Source organism: Carboxylicivirga mesophila (genome assembly GCF_018271975.1).
Classification (GTDB): Bacteria; Bacteroidota; Bacteroidia; order Bacteroidales; family Marinilabiliaceae; genus Carboxylicivirga; species Carboxylicivirga mesophila.
In genome coordinates this window covers 146,191-166,315 of sequence record NZ_JAGUCN010000008.1, presented here as the reverse complement: position 1 = coordinate 166,315, position 20,125 = coordinate 146,191, and the positions used below count along the sequence as shown (strand labels likewise).

The 20,125-nt window shown below is 38.3% G+C and carries 15 protein-coding genes; all 15 read right to left on the bottom strand.

From position 1 onward, the window contains the following. Nucleotides 1–53 precede the first annotated feature (53 nt). The 15 genes from KEM09_RS08810 to KEM09_RS08740 all read right to left on the bottom strand — a co-directional run bounded on the left by KEM09_RS08810 (nucleotide 54) and on the right by KEM09_RS08740 (nucleotide 19,996). Entirely contained in the window at nucleotides 54–1,676 is a 1,623-nt protein-coding gene (locus KEM09_RS08810) for an asparagine synthetase B family protein (protein ID WP_212227690.1), read from the bottom strand. Beyond that, entirely contained in the window at nucleotides 1,673–2,830 is a 1,158-nt protein-coding gene (locus KEM09_RS08805) for a sugar-transfer associated ATP-grasp domain-containing protein (protein WP_212227689.1), read from the bottom strand. The genes KEM09_RS08810 and KEM09_RS08805 overlap by 4 nt, the downstream gene beginning before the upstream one ends. A 3-nt stretch (nucleotides 2,831–2,833) precedes the next feature. Further along, nucleotides 2,834–4,003 carry a sugar-transfer associated ATP-grasp domain-containing protein gene (locus tag KEM09_RS08800; RefSeq protein ID WP_212227687.1) on the bottom strand — a complete coding sequence of 390 codons (1,170 nt, stop codon included), beginning with the start codon at nucleotides 4,001–4,003 and terminating at the stop codon, nucleotides 2,834–2,836. 4 nt (nucleotides 4,004–4,007) lie between these two features. Further along, nucleotides 4,008–4,835 (bottom strand): glycosyltransferase family 2 protein, encoded by an 828-nt coding sequence (locus KEM09_RS08795; RefSeq protein WP_212227685.1) that lies wholly within the window; start codon nucleotides 4,833–4,835, stop codon nucleotides 4,008–4,010. After that, nucleotides 4,835–5,983 carry a dTDP-4-amino-4,6-dideoxygalactose transaminase gene (gene rffA / locus KEM09_RS08790; RefSeq protein ID WP_212227683.1) on the bottom strand — a complete coding sequence of 383 codons (1,149 nt, stop codon included), beginning with the start codon at nucleotides 5,981–5,983 and terminating at the stop codon, nucleotides 4,835–4,837. The genes KEM09_RS08795 and rffA overlap by 1 nt, the downstream gene beginning before the upstream one ends. A gap of 10 nt (nucleotides 5,984–5,993) precedes the next feature. Beyond that, on the bottom strand, nucleotides 5,994–7,316 hold the full coding sequence (locus KEM09_RS08785; RefSeq protein WP_212227681.1) for a glycosyltransferase: 1,323 nt from the start codon (nucleotides 7,314–7,316) through the stop codon (nucleotides 5,994–5,996). Nucleotides 7,317–7,322: 6 nt separating this feature from the next. After that, on the bottom strand, nucleotides 7,323–8,696 hold the full coding sequence (locus KEM09_RS08780; RefSeq protein ID WP_212227679.1) for a lipopolysaccharide biosynthesis protein: 1,374 nt from the start codon (nucleotides 8,694–8,696) through the stop codon (nucleotides 7,323–7,325). Beyond that, entirely contained in the window at nucleotides 8,677–9,933 is a 1,257-nt protein-coding gene (locus tag KEM09_RS08775) for an O-antigen ligase family protein (RefSeq protein WP_212227677.1), read from the bottom strand. Before KEM09_RS08775 ends, KEM09_RS08780 begins: the two co-directional genes overlap by 20 nt. A 6-nt stretch (nucleotides 9,934–9,939) precedes the next feature. After that, nucleotides 9,940–12,288 carry a GumC family protein gene (locus KEM09_RS08770; RefSeq protein ID WP_212227675.1) on the bottom strand — a complete coding sequence of 783 codons (2,349 nt, stop codon included), beginning with the start codon at nucleotides 12,286–12,288 and terminating at the stop codon, nucleotides 9,940–9,942. Beyond that, entirely contained in the window at nucleotides 12,275–12,934 is a 660-nt protein-coding gene (locus KEM09_RS08765; protein WP_212227673.1) for a polysaccharide biosynthesis/export family protein, read from the bottom strand. Before KEM09_RS08765 ends, KEM09_RS08770 begins: the two co-directional genes overlap by 14 nt. A 312-nt stretch (nucleotides 12,935–13,246) precedes the next feature. Next, nucleotides 13,247–13,783 (bottom strand): acyltransferase, encoded by a 537-nt coding sequence (locus KEM09_RS08760; protein WP_212227671.1) that lies wholly within the window; start codon nucleotides 13,781–13,783, stop codon nucleotides 13,247–13,249. Next, entirely contained in the window at nucleotides 13,780–14,538 is a 759-nt protein-coding gene (locus KEM09_RS08755) for a hypothetical protein (protein ID WP_212227668.1), read from the bottom strand. Before KEM09_RS08755 ends, KEM09_RS08760 begins: the two co-directional genes overlap by 4 nt. A 91-nt stretch (nucleotides 14,539–14,629) precedes the next feature. Next, on the bottom strand, nucleotides 14,630–15,307 hold the full coding sequence (locus KEM09_RS08750) for a WbqC family protein (RefSeq protein ID WP_212227667.1): 678 nt from the start codon (nucleotides 15,305–15,307) through the stop codon (nucleotides 14,630–14,632). Next, on the bottom strand, nucleotides 15,304–16,383 hold the full coding sequence (locus KEM09_RS08745) for a glycosyltransferase family 4 protein (RefSeq protein WP_212227666.1): 1,080 nt from the start codon (nucleotides 16,381–16,383) through the stop codon (nucleotides 15,304–15,306). Before KEM09_RS08745 ends, KEM09_RS08750 begins: the two co-directional genes overlap by 4 nt. Nucleotides 16,384–16,432: 49 nt before the next feature. Then, a complete protein-coding gene (locus KEM09_RS08740; protein ID WP_212227665.1) occupies nucleotides 16,433–19,996 on the bottom strand; it encodes an InlB B-repeat-containing protein in 3,564 nt (1,187 codons plus the stop codon). Nucleotides 19,997–20,125: the final 129 nt, after the last annotated feature.

Sequence of the window (20,125 nt, the reverse complement as noted above, 5' to 3'; positions counted from 1 at the left end):
CGGTTATGGTTATATTCATTAGCTAATTTATCATTAACATCAACTGTTAATTCTCATTTGTTTAGCTTATCCATATACATTTTAATACTTACTATACTGCACAAAACCAGAAAATTGGTTTTAATAAGCTTTTGATAGTTACTTTGCAGATACTGATGATCAAATAACTCTTCAAACAAGCTATTGGGCCTTTTCAGGGTATCTCCAATAAATTTGATATTTGATGAATTACTAAGCCACATCTTAATGTTCTTATGCGCACCTTTGAACCATAAGGCTCTTCCATATTTTTTATACAATTTATGATCGGCCTTCCAAACAGTTTCCAATACGGTACGCTTCAATCCTTTTGGTTCGTTTAGGCCCCAAGGCATCCGCTCAAAACGAATACGTCCAATGGCCCCCAAGTAATCAGCCATCGCTTCTTTATAAAGGATTCTGTCCAGGCGATACGAAAGTGGTAAAGACAAACTAAAATCCACCATATCGTTATGAATTATTGGACTACGCGCCTCCAGTTCCCCATAGTAATTCATCCATGGTTCAGCTTTTGTCAGGCGCCTTTGCCGATTGATTTGTTCAAATTCATCAAACTTATCAAATACTTCTGCCGAGTTTAAGTTCTTCATTTCAGCAACATAACTGTCGTAGCTAAGCATTTGTTGGGGCTGCCTTACTAATTTGGCAAACAGCTCATCTGAACACACCGAATGAAGATTGAAATTATAAAGCAACTGCTTATCTTCAGTCGCGTCCTTTATAGCATTATATCCGCCAGCCGGATCCATATGCGTGAAGGCTTCCAGAAAATTAGCATCAAACCCTGTTATATTTATATCAAACTGCTCAAGATGCTTATAAGCCGACTGATACCAACAGTAATTAATAGGCATCATTGGCCTGTTCTGAAGGTGCAGCTCACTATAGTGGCTTAAGAAATCGTCATCAACTTTAATGTATTGTTGTTGTAGCTTTAACTTCTTCTCAATTCGTTTAGCGATATAGCAGGCATCAGATTGCTCCTGCCCATAAGTATAAGTCTGAAATTCCTTACCCAGTTGCTTCGATATATGAATATTGCATCGGGAATCGAGGCCTCCTGAGTTAGCTATAACATAGCGCCTGTCCGTTTCATTAAAGCACTGTTCAACAGCCTTAATGTAAATATCAACAAAATCACTCTTAAGACTTCTTTTACTGCGCTCCTGGGGCACAGCTGTAAACCGCCAGTACCGTGACTCTGTTATTTCTTTCGTTAAGGTGTTAATGGTTATAAGGGATGCATTATCACAAAGCCTGATGTGCGGATGAAAAGTACGACTAAACAAAGGTGTCTGGAATTTTATCATCTCACCCAAAGCTAAAAGATCAACGGATGCATCATCAGCCAGCTCACATACCGTTGTATAATCATCAGCAATAATTACCCTATTACCATTGTTATAGAGGTATAGATCAGCCATGCCAAGGCGGTCATTAAAAACAATGAGTTCCCCCTTTTCCCTGTTAAAGTAATAGCCACAGAAACTGCCATTCAGTTCACTAATAAAATCACTTCCCTTCTCTCGAATACCCGCTTCTACGAATGCACATGCATCTTTAAAAGCTTTTCCAAATAAGAATCCTTTGAAAAAGAATGGTTTCAGTTGATCAAAATGTAAAGCATCAATAATCATATAATCCGGTGCTTTAATCTGTGTTTGTGTTGTAAACAATAATCCCTTATTTCTTGTGTAAATTCACCAAATAACGGGCCGTTGACCTGCTGAATGAAATCAATAGCCAAATCCATATTATTTACTTCAATCAATTTGATTTGCTCATCCTTATCTACACAGAAATCAAAGCCCAGTAGCCTTGAGTGAACATGACGCCGGGCTATTTGTCTGGCTACCTGCTTGACATCATCCAGCATATGCACCGGCATTTTGTCCAACAAATTAACACGCCCTTTAGCCAGCTTATTGACTACATCCCCTTTCTTATTAATGGCATAGTCGCGAATGCAACCATCAGCTCCAATCCCGCACACATAACCGCCAGAGCTCTGATTATCAACCACGCTTCCATCCTTCCCAACACGCAACACCACCTGAATAACATGTATCTGCTCATTTTTAACAGAACGATAAGTCATTACCCGCAGCGTATTGACTGAAGAAGGATTAAACTGACTGAAAAAAGGATGCTGATGTATGTACTCCTGCACAATGAAATTCATCCCGAAACGACTTTCCATAAACTCAATGGACAGAACGTGCCCTTCTTCGCATATCCATTGACTTCCTTTCTTCTCAAAGAGGTAGATATTTTTCCCGCCTTGAGACCCGACTGATGGCTTAACAACTACTTTCTCAATGGTTCCATTTCCAAAATCCAGCACTGGCTGTATTACCTCGCCCTTCTCCGAATAGTAGGTGCCATGAATATTACGTATGAATATCTTAGGAAAGTAATTGCCGGAATGCATCCAGTCAATAATAGCTTTATCTTCATAAGCAGAAGAAATTGAGGCATTGTTCAGCAGTGGTTCAATGGTTGTGAAATAAATATTTTCAGGCACAAACAGCTCAGACTTAATACCCGTTAAGGCCGTAAACTCTTTAATAAAAACCTGAGGTACCATCGAGCAAAGTGGTTTCCAGTATGCTTTGTTTGCAGAAATGAGACCGGCTTCAACATTGGTTTGCTTTTGCTTCTTTTTAATACGCTTCCAAACCCTTCGCCCGTTTAAATAACAAGCAAAGTGATGAAGGTACCAACTTTGAATTTTTACCGTTTTTTTAGTCACCCGGTAAAAGAATCCGGCTATTTTTTTTACGGTTTTCACGAATTAATAGATTTTAAGTATGTCCACCTTTTTCATTTTCTTGCAGTAATCAATAACTTCCTGGGTAAATTCCCCGAAAAAAGGACCAATCATAATTTGGGCACCTATACCAATGTTACTTGTATTGATTTCTACCAGTCGAATGTTATCGTCCTCATCAATACTCATATCAAACCCAATCAATCGTGAGTGAGGCACATATTCGGCTAATTCCAGAGCTGTGGCTTTAATTTCATCAATCTTATGCAGCTTACCCAGTTCCTTCAGTTTTAACCCGGGCTTATTGGGTACGTGATCTATCTTCCTCATGGTCTTAAGAAGGGCAAAATCATTTAGTTCACCACTGGATTTAACTACAATGGCTGTTCCACCCATTTTAATATTATCAACTTCCGAATCTGGCTTACCAATCCGTAATGCCACATGCAATAAGTGCAGCTTATTATCGGCAACAGAACGATAAGTGAATACCCTGAAAGTATTGAATGAAGACTCATTGAACTGCCTGTAAAAAGGATGCTGCTTTAGCACTTGCTGAATAACAAAATCCTTCTCAAATTTCCGCAGAAGCCATTTTAGTGTCAGTTCTGTATCTTTATTCTTAAGCGTGAACCTGCCATCGTTTTTATAGAACACATATACATCGCGCCCTCCCCATGAATCAATGGACGGCTTTACCAGCAACTTCTCTTCATTTGTAATAAAGGACTGAATCTGTTTTTCAGGGTCTGCTACCTGGTTGCCAAGGCCATCATAGAAAATACCATTTACATTTTTCAGCAGCGTTACCGGCAATAGCTCCTTGTGACTACCCAACAATCGGTCATACAAAGCTTTATCGGCATAAGCATGACTCACCTGTTTATTATTAAGTACCGGCTCAATTGAATGATTGTACACATTATCAGGAAGAAAATCAGCACTGCGATTACCTGATATGGTTGCGCATACCTTATAAAGATTCGTTGGAATAATATTAGCATGACTCCATTTCCACCTGTTTTTATATCGCTTAACTTCTTCCGAAGAAAAGCGCTGGCCATCAGCAATATCATTCCAAATTGAATCATACTCTTTTTTGGCAAAATAGTCGTATTGCAGATAGAAAAGTTTTCGGGTAAGCACCCGGCTGGCTCTAAAGCCATTGTGTACTAATTTTATTCCTGCTCCCATAGCTTTAACTCTTATAGATCAGTGATAGAATTCGTTCAACTTCTTTTCGACGTTTTTTAGAGCTTTTTTCTCTGGCTAACCTCAAGTAGTTAAAATAATACAACAACTTCAAGAGCCACCGTTTATTCATATAGCTAATTCCATATTTATCCCGAAGGTACTTTAACTCTTTCCGAGCCGCATCAGAATCCCTGTTCAGTCCTAAACTTACAACTGATTTTGAAGTGATATGCTCACGATAGGCTCCCAGGTAAAAAGGGATGTGGATAAAATCCGTTTTGCTTTTAAATTTTTTCCATAAATCTGTATCCATAACAAGGTGCAAATCCTCGTTAAGTCCCTCCACACTTTCATACAGGTCGCGCGTAAAAAAGGTTGTTTCCTGCGGGATTCTGGCATTCAGAAAACTATACTTTTTAAGGTAACGGGGTTTCTCAACGGCTCTTAACAATCTGCCATCGGTGCCAATTACTATCCGGTCGCCATACACCATTTTGATATCACGATTTTGTATTAAATAATCAACAGCAATACGAATTGCTCCGGGTAACAGCAAGTCATCCGAGTTTAACCAGTTAAATATCTGACCGGTTGCTTTGGCAAATCCTTTGTTAATGGCATGACTTTGTCCATTATCTTTTTCACTTACCCAGTAATCAATTTTATCCTGATACTTTTTAATGATATCAACACTATTATCAGTAGATCCACCATCAATCACAATGTACTCGAGGTTGGGATAATCCTGATTAATAACTGAGAGAATCGTTTTCTCCAGAAACTCTGCCTGATTATATGAGGGTGTTACTATGGTCACTTTAGGATACTCCATTAGTTAGTGCCTTTAAAGAATGAAAACAATAAACTCACGATATACTCCAATTCTTCCTCTGTTATCTCATAAAAAAATGGTAACCGCAACAGGTGGTCAGTAAAGAAATCACTGTTGGTTAAATCCCTACCATCATGCTTGTTTTGATAAAACTCACTCTTGTGTAAGGAAAGATAGTGGAAAACAGCTAATACATTATGTGCTTTAAGATGATTTATCAATGCTGTTCGGTCATCCAGAGAACGACAAACGATATAAAACATGTGAAAGTTGTTAGTCGTCCAGTTCTGATTTACAGGCAACTTTATAAATCCTTCATCTTCTAATACCTGCAACTTTTCTTTATAATAATGCCATATCTCACCACGGCGGCGTTGAATATCCTCCAGATTTTCAAGCTGAGCATAAAGGAAAGCTGCGATAATATCAGATGGTAAAAAAGAAGAACCGGCATCTACCCAACCGTATTTATTTACCTCACCTCTAAAAAAAGCCGCCCTGTTTGTTCCTTTTTCCCAGAGTATTTCAGCACGTTCAAAGAATTGCTGATCATTGATAACCAACATCCCACCCTCACCTGCTATGATATTCTTGGTTTCGTGAAAAGAAAAGGTAGCCATATGGCCAAATGAACCAAGTGGGCGCTCTTTATAGTAGGCATCAATTGCCTGTGCAGCATCCTCTATCACATACAGATTATACTTATTGGCCAACTCCATGATTTTATCCATATCACATGCCACCCCAGCATAATGTACAGGTACAATAGCTCGCGTTTTTGGTGTAATTAATGCCTCTAGTTTACTTACATCCATATTAGGATGATCAGCTAAACTATCGGCAAAAAGAATTTTGGCACCTCGTAATACAAAGGCATTAGCAGTTGACACAAAAGTGAATGATGGCATGATTACTTCATCTCCTTCTTTGATACCGATTAGCATGGCTGCCATCTCAAGAGCATCGGTACAACTGGTGGTCAACAGGCAGTTTTCAAAACCAAACTTTTTCTTAAAAAGCTCGTGAACTTTATTGGTGAAGTTACCATTGCCTTTAATCATACCAGAGAGCACTGCCTGAGAGATATAATGCAATTCCTTACCAGACATGTAAGGTTTATTAAAAGGTATTGAATACGTTTGGTCCATACTTATTTATTTAAGATAAGGTTTTTTCCATTTTTATTTCCTCAAACACAGCTGTATAATTAGCCACAACAGCCGCTGGCGCATATAACTCAATGGCCTTCTCACGGCACCGTTGTCTCATCTCTGCTCTTGCTTCTTCTGACAAATTTACCAGATACTTAATTCCTTCGCTTAAATCATCTGCATCAGCCCACTTAGCCAGATACCCAGTTTGATAATGCTCAACCAAATCAAGTGCCACCCCCATTTCAAATGAAACAACAGGAGTACCGGTCATCAAGGCCTGATTGATCATAACAGGACCAGAGTCGTAAATGGATGGACAAATAAAAATATCAGCTGCAGCATAGGCATGAGCTAACTGATCAACTTCTTTTAAATAGCCAAGCATTCGATACCTGAATGGCAACTCGTGAACAGGAAAATTATTGGTACTACCTGCAATTAATAAGGAAATATTCTTACCGGCAGCCTGCTCCTTAAAATGCTTTTCTACCTTATGCAGCGCCTTCAGCAGATGGTCCATCCCTTTTCGTTCCTCACCAAAATGTACCGAACCAAAGAACACCACAAATTCATCATCAGCAATTGTCAGCTCCCTGCGAGCACCTTGCCTGCTTGCAGGTGTGAATATATCCGGTTCGACACTCATAAAAGTGCGATATAACCTTTTGTTCTTAAACAGGCTACTGGCTTTGGTATTTAGCTCGTCCCATCTGCTGCCAATCATCAATCGTAAATCGTAACCTTCCACATTCTGTTGTTTGAAACGAAGATTGATTGCTGATTGATCATTGCTATCAGATGAATATAAGGCCGGACATTTACCACAGTTATTTTTGTAACCATCGCATTCCCAAGCATAATGGCACCCCCCTGTAAGCGGAGCCATATCCAGAAACTGCCACAATACAGTAGCGTTAGTTTTCTGAGCCAGCTGCTTAATATTTTTAGCGGTAATAAATTGCGTTGTAAAAAATACAATTATGACATCAGGCTGATAGTCGCCCAGGCACTGAAGGATTAGATCGGTTGCGAAATACTCAATTGTGTTATCGAGTTCAAAAAACTGATACTTCCGATCTATCTTTTGTGCGGGGGACTGTTTTTTACCACCAAACCACTTGTTAAACTTCCTGAATATCTTCTTCTTCAACCGTAAACGGTTCCATTCTTTGGCATTGTAAATTGATATGACATCCTTATGATCTGAATCATCATAAATAGTTAACAACCTCGATTCATACCCGTTACTTTTAAATGCCGAGTGTAAATCATAGGCCACTTTTCCTGCTCTGTATGGCCCGTGGGCTGTAAGACACAATACCTTCATAGTTAATTATTTACTCCATATACCTTTGGCGGTATCATTAATGATTCGATTATATTGAATTGGATGCAACACTGCACCCGACAGCAAACAAACTATTGTTGCTAAAATGACTCCTGCCGGCCCCATCCCCAAATACTTGCCGAAAAAAATCGATAAAGGAATATTAAACACGGTTGAAGTCAGCGATATATATAGTTGCAATTTAATTTTCCCAACCCCATTGAGAAAATACGAATAGATACTGTTCCAGCTCCTAATAAGGACAAAGACACCCATCAGAATGGTTAACTGCCAGGGTACTGTCACCTTATCCTTGATCCACAGATGATATACAAAAGGGGCAATAATGAACAAAATAAGCATACCCACTACCAAAAGTGCCCAGAATTTATGCAGAGTGGTTATTGAGCGTTTTATCCAAATTTTGTCATTTTTGGTAAAGGCATCAGTAAAAGCAGCCCAATAAGGATTCACTAATATGACAAATCCCATCTGCAGAACACCCATATATTTGCGTGCTACAGCATATGGCACCACCTCTTCCGGTCCGAATAAGTTGGATATGATAAAATTATCGGTAGAAAACAGGATTATTACAGCAATTTGAACTACAAAAAACTTTAATCCCAAAGAGGTTAACTCCGGAAAAACTTTTCTGTCGAAGTACTTTATCGATGGCCTGATATGTTTATAGGTTCCATTAAATAATATGATGCTAAAAATGATCATATACAATAATGGAATACCGTTAATTATCAAAGCAATATAAACAATAGAACTCTTAGCATAATAGTATAAGAGCAACACTCCACCAAAGAAGGTTAAAGAAGCAAGAAAACTAATCGCTTCGGCATAGGCTGGCAGCTGATGAGCTGATAAAATGGTGTATATCAATGAAAAAAACAGCCTTAAGCAGAAAAAACCCACCATCACTACAATCGTAAGGCGTATGATATCTTCATATTGAGAATCAACATTTAGCAGGCCTGTCCAGTTTATAAGAAATATTAATGGTAAAACCACAATCAGCGTTCCCATACTGATGGCTCCAATGGCAACATAGGTAGTACTGACATATTTTCGTGCACTTTCAAAGTCTTCTAAAGCAATAGCTTCGGCCAGTTTGTTTTTCAGGCCATTTCCAAGTCCTATATTCAGAAAGCGCATCCAATGAACCATGCTGCCCAGCGTCAGCCATAAACCATGAAATGTAGCTCCCAAATAGGACAATATAATGGGGAACCTAATGTAACCAATAAGCATGTTGCCGCCTTTAACACCCATTGATATTAACACATTCTTTCTGAGCTTTCTGCTTCTGACAGATAAACCTTTACCCGATATTTTATGCTGAATCTGACTAATTACCTTCTGCATCATCCTGTTTCCCTTTCAATTGTTTCTCGTACTCGCTGATATAGTATTTATCAAATAAGAAGGCCAGAGCCATACCAAACGTAAAAATGATGTAATAAACCAAAGTTACATTAGCCCATGTAAATGTTAAGAAGCCAATGAAACTACCCCAAAAATGTGTCTTCAAAGCATGCTTGTATAAGCGGTACTGAATTGAAAACCAAAAACCGAAAGCCAGTATACTGCCAACCAGTCCGTATGAAAAAAGATGCGCAAAATAACCGACATGTATTTGAGAACTTCTGCCACCAATCGCAATTTCTAATTCATCTGTCATATTAAAACCAGTACCAAACAACGGATTATCTGGAAAAAAACGTACTAACATCTCATAAGCTAATACACGCGTACTTGCCGAATCAGACAGTATCCGTTCTTCGATATAACCATGTAAGTCAAATCCAACAATTTGTATGACCAGATATGCCAACAAGGCAAAAGCCGGAATAAGTAACATCCGCTTAATGGTTTCTGAAAATCTGCCGCTGAATATTACCGGGAACCAGCAAAAAACATAGGCTACCTGAACATAGCGCGAGTTTGTGGCAAACGCAATTATGCCTCCAATTATTAGATAAAGGTATTCGATGCGATTATACTCTTTCAGTCCAAATGACACGATGATGGCTAAGACCGGAATCATGGATAAACTCACGTCCATTCTGCCTGTAAAACCAAACAGGGATACGCGCCGCACTTCAAAAACATTCTCCTGCAATCCTGCTCCAACAGAAAACTCACTGATACTTGATGGTGTCAGAAAAAATGGGTCCGATATCAGTTGAATAATTGAAACAACTCCGGCAGCAAGCATAACACCTTTCAATATTTTCACAATTAAAACAACATCCTTCTTAAAGATTATCAGGTTATCGATTACAAAGAGTAGAAAAACTAACTGCAAATAAGGATTAGTTATAAAATCGTATACAAAACCTTTTCGTTGATAGGTATCCAACTGATTGATAACGTCCCAGATAATGTAATAGAGGTAGACTAGAAAACCCAGAAAAATATGGTAATGTATCTTAGATTTTTTTAATCCCTTTACTAAAAGAATAGCAATTCCAACAGCCATTATACTAGTACCATATAATTTCCTAAACCCCTGATGAACTGTATAATAATCAATCATACAAATTAGAGGTGCCAAAGGAAGCAACTTAAAATACCAATTAACAACAAATGATAATTGCTTCATAAAGTGCTATTTTTTAGAATAGTAGTTGCCGTAATAATATTTCTGTCTGTTGACTTTTATATTATTCAGCACCACACTGGTCTTGTGATCTTCTACTTTTAGTTCATTGATGCCATTCTTAAAGTCCTTCTTCATGGTGTGCTTCATTCTAAGAACATACAACACCATATCTGAAAACTTACTTAATACACTGCCTTCGGAGGTTAGCGAAACTGGTGCACTATCAATGATAATAAAGTCATACTGCTCTCTTAATTCCTCCAATAACTTTTCGGTATTCTCATTCTCAATCAACTCTGAAGGATTAGGTGGAAAAGCACCGCAGGTGATATAATCAAATGAGAGTTCATTATCAGAGGTCCTGATGACATCTTTCAACTCTTTTTGTTTTGACATTACCTCCGTCATTCCATGACCTCTCTCTTTATCATCAAAGAACTCAAATGATAAGCCTCCCTTTCTTAAGTCAAAATCCAATAACAATGTTTTTTTACCTAAAGCCGCAAAAGCAGAAGTTAAATTATAGGAACAGAAAGACTTACCTTCACCTGGTATTGTTGAAGTTACCAGCAACACACGACCTTTATCATGTTTCCAATTAAAAAAGTCGATGTTACTTCTCAATTTCCTGAAAGATTCCTGATAGATAATCAGCTCTTTATTCTCAAAGAGTTGCTTATTATTACCGGGCACTTTGAATATCTGCCCCATCACTGGCAAGTTAAATTCAAGCTGGAAATCGTCAACATCATTAAACCTCTCAAAGAAGGTTTCATAAATCAATATGAAAATCGTTGGTATCAACAATCCAAGAAAGATGGTAAACATCATAATCCTCATACGCTTGGGGGACTGGATACCTGCAAACGATGGATAATCGAACACCTCATAATCGGGTAAGTTGGCAATTTTGGCTATTTGTGCCTCTGCCCTTTTTTCCATGAGATAAATGTAGGTCGCATCGTGTAAACGGAAATTTCGCTCGTAGCCAACCAGGTTCCTTTGCGTCTCGGGTAAAGTATTAAGCTGGGCATTAAGGCTACTCATTCTCCTGTTTATCCGTGAAAGCTCATTGTTTGCAGCATCATAGGCATACTCCAAATTAACCAATATGGTATTTCGCAAGTTTCGAATCTGAAAATCCAAATCCTTTATTCGCGGACTTTTCCCTTGATTATTTTCAATTAACTGTCTTTTTCTGGCTGTTAATGAAATGTACTCATTCAGTAAGTCGTTTAACACCTGATTACCCAAATCTGACACCGTTGTTAAAGAGTATTCAGTATCCTCATCACCCGATGAAAAACTGTTGTTTAAAAACTGTAAATACTGAATTTGAGATTCTTTTGCACTCCGTTCAATTTCAATCTGACGGATACTTTCATAAATCTGCGATGCTTTCATATTAACATCCAACACCTGTTCCTTAGATTGAAACTGTTGCAATGAACGCTCAGCTAAATCCAGCGAATCGTATACCTCAGTTAACTGCTGGTCGATGTATGCAACGGTCGATTGGGCAATATGATTCTTATTGTCCAGGTTGTCTTCTATTACTGTTTTCAAATAAGCATCCAGAAAAGCCATTCCTTTTCTAATATTATATGTAACCATGGTCACATTAATGGCACTTGCTTCACGACTGGTAGGTGTTAAGCTTAAACGGCCATAATAATCTCTGGCAAGTTGTTGGTTGCTTTTCACCTCAAAGTTAAAATCATGCTTCATCGACTTTTTAACGTCAATACCTTCTTTGAGCAAAACTACAAACTTATAGTTCTCACTTTCGACCACATCTCCAAACCTGTATTTCTTACTAATCGTAAGCCCTGTAACCGATTCAATAATGGATTGCTTAGAGAAGTCATATATCTCTCCTTCGGCTTCTTCCAGTTCCAACTGATATTCTTTTGAGTTAAGGATTTTCAGCGAGAACTTAGTGTTTGTTAATTGTGGGGTATTTTTATCCAAAACTACCTGAAACGGTACATTATTGAATATTTCACGTTCATAGAATAGTTCCTGACGAAAATAAGCCACATTAAAGTCAAGTTTTTCAAATACTTTTTCAAGCAGAGGCCTTGACTGCAGCGTTATTAAACTATTCTCAAAATTTGTACGCCCCGAAAATAGTTCGTAGCCACTGAAAAAGCGAGTTGGATCAATGGTACCTCGTTCTTGCTGATGAACAACAATCTTGGCACCTACACTATAAACAGGCTGTGAGTACTTTTGATATACAATACCCATACCCGTAAACATCAACACACAGATTGGGTATAAATACCAATAGCGAAGAACTTTAGCAATAATAACTTTCAGATCTCCCTGGTTTACATCATTATCTATCAACATAATCTAACACTAAAATAAAGGTTGTAATTGAGGATAATACAAGCGCATATGGGAAGGTATCTAAGCCCCACCATCTTCTTTTCAATGGCTCCACATATACAATATCATTTGAACGGAGATAATAGTACGGTGAAGTAAATAACTCTTCGTTGGTGAGGTTTATGTAGTGCTTGGTGATCTTATCCTCCACATTACGAATCACACACACGTTTTTTCGGTTCCCAAACTCCTGGATATCACCAGCCATACTTAATGCCTGAAAAATAGATATTTTATCAGTTGAATAGTAATACCTGCCAGGACGAGCAACATAGCCCATCACTGCAATATTTTTATTTACAAAGTTCAGTTTAACTGATGGACTATTAAGGTAACCTGCAAGCTCTGTTTCCAGCAAATCAGATGCTTCTTCAAGGGTATACCCTGATAATTTAATTTTTCCAATAACTGGCAGATTAATACGTCCAAACTCATCAACTCTATGGGCTATTAGCGAAAAGCCCTCAGGCCCAGCCGTATTGGTAACTCCCTGGCGTCGATTAAGAAAGTTCACCTCATCCTGATCCAGGCTAAATATCTCAATGTATATTTCATCATAAGGTTCAATCGTCGTTTTTTCCTCGGGACTTGAATGTTCGATATCCATATATTGATCATCCGCTTCACCTTGAACATATACGACATCTTTTTGGGGAACGCATGCTACGAACACCATACATACAAGACAAAATTGCAGGGCAAGTCTCATTTGGCTAAAATTTTAGTTTAAAGTATCTGGTTCAAAGGCAACACCTGCATTAAAAAACCATCTGCAAATGCTACCTTACTACACAATTACTCTAATGTAAACAAATTGGACTTACGCCTCTTTTTATTTTTACCAACTAACCGATTTTAAGGATAAACACCCTTTTGCCCTAAACTAATTTTTCTGCACCCACCAAGGCAAAGGAGTTAACTATTCTGCCTTAAAATGAGCTTTAATTTTTTGCTTCTTAGCTTTATAGCTTAAGTTTTTCGTTGGAATCTTATTGGGCGATAGCAAGTAAAGTTTTTCCTGCATATTCGTTTTCATCACCACCTTTGCCGGATTCCCCATCACCAGTGAGTTGTCAGGGATTTTTCCTTTAACCACCGAGCCAGCTGATATGATACAATTATCCCCAATATACGTATTTGGTAAAATAATACAGTTTAAACCAATACAAGTATTGTTTCCAATTTTTATAGGCCCAAATAAATCTAAATCAGGATATTTATCCCGAAAAATCCAAACGGCACCATCATGTGTCAGAAACTGCACACCCTTTGAAACCACTACATGATTACCTATTTCGATTAAATAATGTTCAGTCGAAAATTGGGAATAGTATATATTGCAGTTCGTACCGATTTTAACGCCGTAAGCGCGCAACAGAGCAATCCTCAATTGCCCAAATAACAGCCTGTTTAATATGGTAAATGCCCCGTTTCTTACTTTACTCGCAATACTCATTTTCGACCTGTTAAATCTGTTGTTGTACCATTGTTTTCAACCACATCAACAATCCTTTGGCAAAACAGAGGATATACCATTTGTGCAAACTGGGTATTCGGATGTGAATCACGTTCACTTTCTGCAAACTCATCCTTCAAAAATAATCCGCCCTGTGTCTCCAGCTCATAGAAATCCCACAAGTAAACATTATCTTCAGGTGTGTCCCATTCATCGCGCACCCACTCAACAAATTCCCTGGTCCGCAATCCTTCCTCTTCGTTCGTGCGATTTTTATTTAATGCGGCACTGGTCCAAACAATGAATTTCGTATTTGGATATTGATGAAACTTCTCTTTCAATGCCTGGTACTGAAGCTTGTAGTTGGCCAGTGTCTTTTGATTTGACTTAATATCTGCAAGAGTATCACCTTCCATCTTGCTCACAGGGTAACAGTGCTTGAGTATAACCACATCATAATTAGCAGTCAATTCTTCAAGTGTAGGATCCGGATATTTGCCGTTGGTGTCCTCATTAATCCAAAGGTTATAATAATCATAGGGGAAATTCTTCCATCCGTAGGGATCTCTTTTGGGAAAGTCAATCTCTTCCAGGTCATATTTGTAATCACTGGTCTTATTATATTTTGAGAACCATTTAGGTACCGCTGTTTTTAATCCCAGTTTATGTTGAGCCTTAACCCATTTAGAGGTAGAGCCAGTCCATACAATCTTTCCTAAACTATGGTGTAGAAAAATAACTTTAACTGTTTTCATATTGGAGTTTGTTTGGTTACAGTTTACAAAAAAGAGGTTCATCAAAATGAACAGTAACATGTATTTAAAGTGCTTCATAACTTAAGAGATTTTATAAGTATTTTCGGGCATCCGGGCCAACATTAAATACCAGATCAATTATTGAAACGGCATGTTCAAATCCATTATAAAGTTGCGGATACACCTTATAATTAGAGTAATCCATCCAATGCACATTAATATTATGCTGCTGACACTTATCTACATCAAGATATGACTTTGCCGCAGGTCCTGAATAATAGTCAGTTGCTTCAACCTTTCTTAAAAGCTCAATAACCCTATCTGACTTTGTGGCTTCCAGCTTGTACTTTCGGGTATCATCAAATTGGGCATTAAGTCCCAATAACTCATTGGAAATGCGCTTTATTACCATTTGATTCATATCAGATAACGTATCCCACTTAGTACCCAGGTATATTTCCTCAAAAAAACCTTGATAATCCTTAAAAAATTTAGCTTTACGATAGTGCTGATATATCTTATTCCAGTGCTTCTTTTGCCAACCTTTATCTTTAAGTTGAACATCACAAATATTGATATGCTCATTGCTCCCACAAGGGATAGTAAGCCACTCAAGTCCCTTATCTGTTTTTATTTTATTTCTATTACGCCAATCCTGCTTAGTATACTGTAAATCATCATGAAACACAAACATATCAACATTGGCAATAATACTAAAATAACCCTTCCAGGGTATATAGTTTGATTGCAATAAAGCCACCTTTTTCATCGCTCATCCTCATTTAATGCATTAATTAGTATTTGATAATTTTCTTCAAACCTAGAACGTGAAAACTTCTCTGTCAATATCTCTTTTGACCTCGCACCATAGTCTTTTCGTAACTGACCATTGGTACATAAACGCTTTAAATGATTAACCATACCATCGACATCACCTACTTCCAGTACCATACCATTTTCTCCTTCTACAACGAGCTGATTGTTATCTCCAACATTGGTTGTTACAACTGGCAAGTTAAAGCTCAAGGCCTCCATGATTGAGTTGGAAGTTCCCTCAAATAAGGACGTGCACAAATAAACATCAGCCATCTTATAATAATCTTGTAAGTTATCAGGTTTAATAACCATCTCAACACAATCTGACAATTTCATTTCAATTATTAATTCTCTTAGGTACTGCTCCAGTTCACCATAACCAACCAAAATGTATTTTATCGGAATCTCCTCCTTTTCAACCAGTTGCTTAATAACATTTAAAGCGGTTGGCAGGTCTTTTTGTTCAATAAATCTGCAAACCGACAATACATTAACTCTCAGGTTACTGCTTCGCTCAATGAAGGTCTCATTAAGGTCATCAATACTATTACTGATAACCTGGCACTTAACTGGTTTAAATCCTCTTTGAATAAATTCCTGATAACCTGAATGATTATTAAATACAGTCCTATCATGCAGGTATCGACTTAACAGTTTATTCACCATAAACCGTCCTTTATCCATCTTACAATTCCTTATGCCCCCAACTACTTTAAGCCGTTTGTTAAGCATTCGAACGCCTCCGGCCAAAATATTATCACTGGTCAGGTAAGAGAACATTATATCAACCTTTTCAGCCTTAACAATACCATTTAGCTTCATTAATTTGTTGTGCCAACGGGCGTAGTCCAAACGATAAACCGGTACATCAACCTGTTCCAGCCGCTCCCTGAAATGCGAATTTATTTGCTCCCCATTTTGCACGATTACGATAACATCATGTAAAGGAGCCAATACTTCAGCCAGAATTACACATTGCTTCTCTGCCCCACCTGATAGAAGAGTACGGATCAATAAAGCTACCTTCATATTTTAATAGTAAAACACAATGAGGGGATAACCCCCTCATCGCTAAACTTTATTTTTTAATGATTTTTGATAACGTTCGCCCGGATTTAGAGTGAATAACCACAATATAAGTGCCCGGACTTAAATCATACAATTCAAGCTGACCGCCAGTATCGTTCTTTAACTGCTTAACTATGTTGCCTGTTAAACTAACGATCTCTATACGTTCATAGTCACCTTCGACATTAACTAATCCGTTGGTAACTGTCGGATATACCCGATGCTTTGCAGCACTGTTCTTCGAAATCGAATTCGCCAGTTCAAAAGTGACCACAACATTTTTGTCTTCAGCTATATCGGTCAGTTGCATAGAATACACACCATTATCTTCGGTTAACTCATCAACCACATTAACACCATCATTAATGGTTACTGAGGTAATTGTATATCCTTGGTCAGGTGTTATTACAATATTAAAAAATCCATTGATATACAATTCATTAGCACCCTCACTTTCTACTGCACCGCCATCATTGGCATTTACCGTTACAGTAAAGTATTGTGTGAAGGCTGCAACTAAAGATGCATCAGCTGCAACCGCAGAAACCGTATAAGTTAAAACACCTGCATTGTCTTCCCATTGCACTTCCTCTCCGTCTAACAGTAAGGACGTTAATTTATATCCAGCCTCAGGCGTAATGGTAAATTCGTCACTATCTTCATTGATAAGAACTTCTGAGCTGGCTGGTGTTATAGTACCTCCAGTGCCTGCTGTGGCAGTTACTGTATAGTATTGTGTAAACGCTGCAACTAAAGATACATCAGTTGTAACAGTGGTTACCGTATATGTTAAAACACCTGCGTTGTCTTCCCATTGCACTTCCTCTCCACCTAACTGTAAGGATGTTAATTTATATCCTGCATCAGGAGTAATGGTAAACTCCTCGCTGTCTTCATTAATAAGAACTTCTGAACTAGCTGGTGTTATAGCACCTCCTACGCCTGCTGTGACTGATACAGTAAAGTATTGTGTAAACGCTGCAACCAAAGATGCATCTGCTGTAACCGTAGAAACGGTATAAGTTAAAACACCTGCATTATCTTGCCACTCAACCTCTTCACCATCTAGCTGCAATGATGTAAGTTTATAACCAGCATCAGGTGTTATGGTAAACTCATCACTATTTTCATTAATTAAAACTTCTGAAGTAGGTGGCGTTATGGCTCCTCCTACACCAGCTGTCGCTGTTACAGTATAGTACTGAGTGAAGGCTGCAACTAAAGATGCATCAGCTGTAACTGCAGGTACTGTATAAGTTAAAACACCTGCATTGTCTTCCCATTGCACTTCCTCTCCATCCAATAGCAAGGATGTTAATTTATATCCGGCTTCAGGCGTGATAGTGAATTCATCACTACTTCTTCCTTCAAGAATAACCGATGTTAACGGAGAAATACTACCACCATCTCCAGCCGTAGCAGTCACTGTATAATAAGGCAAGAATGTTACATTAACAGCCTTATCTTCCCCAATGGCACTAATAGTATAACTGAATGTTCCATCACCTTTGTCAATCATTTGGTCGTAAACACTTTCGCTATTTACAACTACATCAGAAACTCCGTTCCCTTCAACCGGGGTCATAATAATCTCTAAATCATCACCTGGCAAAACTGATAAATCAGTTGCAGGAGAAGTTGCCCCCAAACCAGTGTACGCTATTGTCACATCATAATAAACGTTTTCAATTGCACCCATATCAACACGTGTCTTATAAACCCTGTCGTTACCATGCAAATCATTAGCCGGTAGGTTTAGACCTGTTATATCAGGAGTACCCCCATTGAAACATGGTGATAACAGATTTAATCGCCAATCCGCCGTTTCAAACTCAGCCTCTTCTTCAGGCGTTGAAGCTGCACCTGCAAACATTGTTGGCATTACAAATACCTCTGCAGACGGTTCTAACTCAACATTACTTTCTCCACTGTTTGCACTACTTTCAACAGCTGTATATTGAAATGTTGCAGTCACATCAGGAGCATAATCAATCTCAGTGCTTGCAGGATTACTTCCCTCATTGCTACATATAATTGAATTAACAAATTCACCAGATCCTGATGGGGTGCTTGGTGCATTACACAAAACACCTTGTCCTAATCCTGTAACGCTAAGTACTTTGTTGCGGGTTACTGTTGTATTAATAACAGCAACTACTCCATTTATATATAATCCACCTCCGCTTAACTCAGCAGTATTATTATTAATTAATGAGTTGATGATTAATGCACCATCATTAGCATACACACCACCACCTCTCTCGCTCTCATTATCATAAACGTGACAAGTATTCAGTTCTGCAGCCCCAGACATAAGCACACCAGCTCCAGTACTGGCACCATAGTTACCTTTGATTATTGTGTTTTTAGCTACTCCTCCATCCAAAAACACTCCAGTACCGCTGTTGTTTTCTATTGTACAGCCCTCAATAAGACCTCCCACATTATAAACCCCGGCATGCGAGGTAACTACAGTATTTTCAAATATGGTAGATTCTGATAGAGTAGCACCAGTATTTAAATAGACTCCGCCCCCTTTATTGGCATTGTTTCCATTGATAATAAAATCATTAAAGGTACCACCTCCTGGCAATGCATAAATGGCACCACCATTACCATCGGCTGAATTATTGGTTAAGGTACAGGTCGTATACACACCTCCATTATAAGTTGCGCCATCAGCATAGGTACAGATGGCTCCTCCATTATTGCCTGCTGTATTACCACTGAAAGTAATATTCGTAAACACACTCCCACTTGAGTAAATACCTCCACCATCGTTATCGGCAAGGTTACCAATAAATTCACAATTAGTCACCAGCGATTCTTCATGCACAAAAAGACCACCTCCTTTACCATTGTATTCAGATGAAGAGTACCATCCACGATTATTTACAAAGGTGCAATTATTAAAGGTAGCAGACACACAATAAGCGCCTCCGCCTAAACCACCTCGATTATCAATTATGGTGCAATCATCAAAAGCACCTCCATTTCTGGCATATATACCTCCACCAAAATAATTGGAATCCTCAAAACCAACTTCAGTGCTTGCTGCATTTGCAATTCCATTACGAATTATAACACCTTCCAGTTTTGCAGTTGCATCAGATAGATTACCAAGAAATACAACATGATAAGAGCGTTCTGAACCTAAATCGCCATCCAGAATTGTAGCATTTTCTCCATAGGTACTTTCAGCTGCATCATATGTATAGTTTGTCCGCTGGCCTTCTTCTGTTTCAGTGCCGGCAAAACCACCAACAACTCTAACATTGTTTTTTAAGATAAACGACTTATTTCGGTTATCTGATGCATCTCCATTAAATATCTCTGTTGGAAAATAAATGCCTTTGGCAACCCAAACTTCACCTCCTCCTTCTTCGGCTGCTATTGCATTAATGGCTGCTTGCAAATCGTGCGTTGCAGCATCCCAATCAGCGTGATCTACAATGGCAGTATAATCAGCACCACCGGTTTTTACATAAATGCGCTGTTGGCCAAACGCGCTTGTTGATAGCAATAGTAGACCAACTACTGCTGTTGCTTTAATAATGTGTAAAAGTTTAATCATGGCTAGTAAGTTAAAATGTGTTAATGAAGATAACACAATTCTTAGTGCCTGAATAATTCTTTACACCAACTGTAGATTATTAATGATAAAAGTAAGTAATTGATTAATAAATGTTACGCCTAGTTAGAC

Bases quoted from the DNA above. Each gene is read 5' to 3' on its own strand.
- KEM09_RS08745 (WP_212227666.1), bottom strand. From the start codon at position 16,383: ATGAAGGTAGCTTTATTGATCCGTACTCTTCTATCAGGTGGGGCAGAG.
- KEM09_RS08755 (WP_212227668.1), bottom strand. From the start codon at position 14,538: ATGAAAACAGTTAAAGTTATTTTTCTACACCATAGTTTAGGAAAGATT.
- KEM09_RS08795 (WP_212227685.1), bottom strand. From the start codon at position 4,835: ATGGAGTATCCTAAAGTGACCATAGTAACACCCTCATATAATCAGGCA.
- KEM09_RS08765 (WP_212227673.1), bottom strand. From the start codon at position 12,934: ATGGATATCGAACATTCAAGTCCCGAGGAAAAAACGACGATTGAACCT.
- KEM09_RS08780 (WP_212227679.1), bottom strand. From the start codon at position 8,696: ATGATGCAGAAGGTAATTAGTCAGATTCAGCATAAAATATCGGGTAAA.
- KEM09_RS08760 (WP_212227671.1), bottom strand. From the start codon at position 13,783: ATGAGTATTGCGAGTAAAGTAAGAAACGGGGCATTTACCATATTAAAC.
- rffA (WP_212227683.1), bottom strand. From the start codon at position 5,983: ATGGACCAAACGTATTCAATACCTTTTAATAAACCTTACATGTCTGGT.
- KEM09_RS08810 (WP_212227690.1), bottom strand. From the start codon at position 1,676: ATGATTATTGATGCTTTACATTTTGATCAACTGAAACCATTCTTTTTC.
- KEM09_RS08785 (WP_212227681.1), bottom strand. From the start codon at position 7,316: ATGAAGGTATTGTGTCTTACAGCCCACGGGCCATACAGAGCAGGAAAA.
- KEM09_RS08750 (WP_212227667.1), bottom strand. From the start codon at position 15,307: ATGAAAAAGGTGGCTTTATTGCAATCAAACTATATACCCTGGAAGGGT.
- KEM09_RS08775 (WP_212227677.1), bottom strand. From the start codon at position 9,933: ATGAAGCAATTATCATTTGTTGTTAATTGGTATTTTAAGTTGCTTCCT.
- KEM09_RS08740 (WP_212227665.1), bottom strand. From the start codon at position 19,996: ATGATTAAACTTTTACACATTATTAAAGCAACAGCAGTAGTTGGTCTA.
- KEM09_RS08770 (WP_212227675.1), bottom strand. From the start codon at position 12,288: ATGTTGATAGATAATGATGTAAACCAGGGAGATCTGAAAGTTATTATT.
- KEM09_RS08800 (WP_212227687.1), bottom strand. From the start codon at position 4,003: ATGGGAGCAGGAATAAAATTAGTACACAATGGCTTTAGAGCCAGCCGG.